A 1205-nucleotide genomic window follows, 5' to 3' on the forward strand; every position below is an offset into this window, starting at 1 on the left:
ATGAAGCAGACGGGATTTTTTGACGTTGAAGAGCGGCTTGCCCGCTTGAGCGGGCTTGGTGATCAGCTCGAAGCATTTTCCCGGACTGTGGATTTTGAAGTCTTCCGCCCTGACCTGGAGAAGGCTCTGGCGTATTCTGACGGCAGCAAAGGCGGACGACCGCCATTTGATCCTGTGCTGATGTTCAAAATTCTGGTGATCCAGACGCTCAACAATTTGTCTGATGAGCGGACGGAATATCTGATCAACGATCGCCTCTCCTTTATGCGTTTCCTTGGTCTGGGACTTTCAGATCGGGTGCCGGATGCCAAAACGGTCTGGCTGTATCAAAAGCGTCTGACCCAGGCGGGTGCGATCGATTGGCTGTTCAACCGCTTTGATGCCACCCTGCGCAACGCCGGGTATTTGCCGATGTCAGGCCAGATCCTGGATGCCACGCTGGTAGCGGCTCCGAAGCAGCGGAACACCAATGCAGAGAAAGCCGATCTTCGGGAAGGACGTATTCCTGAAGACTGGCAGGACAAACCCGCAAAGCTGTCGCACAAGGATCGTCATGCGCGATGGACACTGAAGTTCACGAAGGCGAAGCGGCAGGATGATGGAACCATGCCATCCAGCGATCTCGCTATCCCGTTCTTTGGCTATAAATCGCATGTTTCCATCGATCGAAAATACCGGTTCATCCGGAAATGGAAAACAACGCATGCCGCCGCCAGTGATGGCGCGCGATTGAGAGAGGGGCTGCTGGATAAAACCAATACAGCCTCAAGTGTCTGGGCTGACACGGCCTACCGCTCAAAAGCCAATGAAGACTTCATGGAAAAGCAGGGCTTTGTCTCCAAGGTTCATCGCAAAAAGCCGCATCTCAAGCCTATGCCCCGGCATATCCAGAAATCGAATGCAGGAAAATCCATTATCCGGTCGCGTGTCGAGCATGTCTTTGCCGATCAGAAGTCACAGACGGGGCTGTTTGTCCGGACTGTCGGTATCAGCCGAGCCACCATGAGGATCGGGCTCGCCAATATCGTCTACAATATGCGCCGCTTCCTCTTCCTCGAAAGATTGAACGCGAGCGCATAGCCATCCAGCGGAGGACAACTCCCAATCTGCTCAAAACGCAGACCGGAGGCCATCGCAAAAACCGTCAATCAAATCGCCAAAACCCAGAAATTACCGGCCAAGCACATCAATCAGGGGTTCTTCGA

At 53.7% G+C, this 1205-nt stretch carries 1 protein-coding gene; it reads left to right on the top strand.

Annotation, left to right across the window (positions count from 1 at the left end; translation table 11 throughout):
* The gene (locus CFR72_RS16815; protein ID WP_010517953.1) at positions 1–1080 is read left to right on the top strand and encodes an IS5 family transposase; all 1080 of its coding nucleotides are present in this window, start codon (positions 1–3) and stop codon (positions 1078–1080) included.
* The last annotated feature ends 125 nt before the right edge of the window (positions 1081–1205 follow it).

The sequence above is a fragment of the Gluconacetobacter entanii genome, from assembly GCF_003206495.1.
Lineage (GTDB): Bacteria > Pseudomonadota > Alphaproteobacteria > Acetobacterales > Acetobacteraceae > Novacetimonas > Novacetimonas entanii.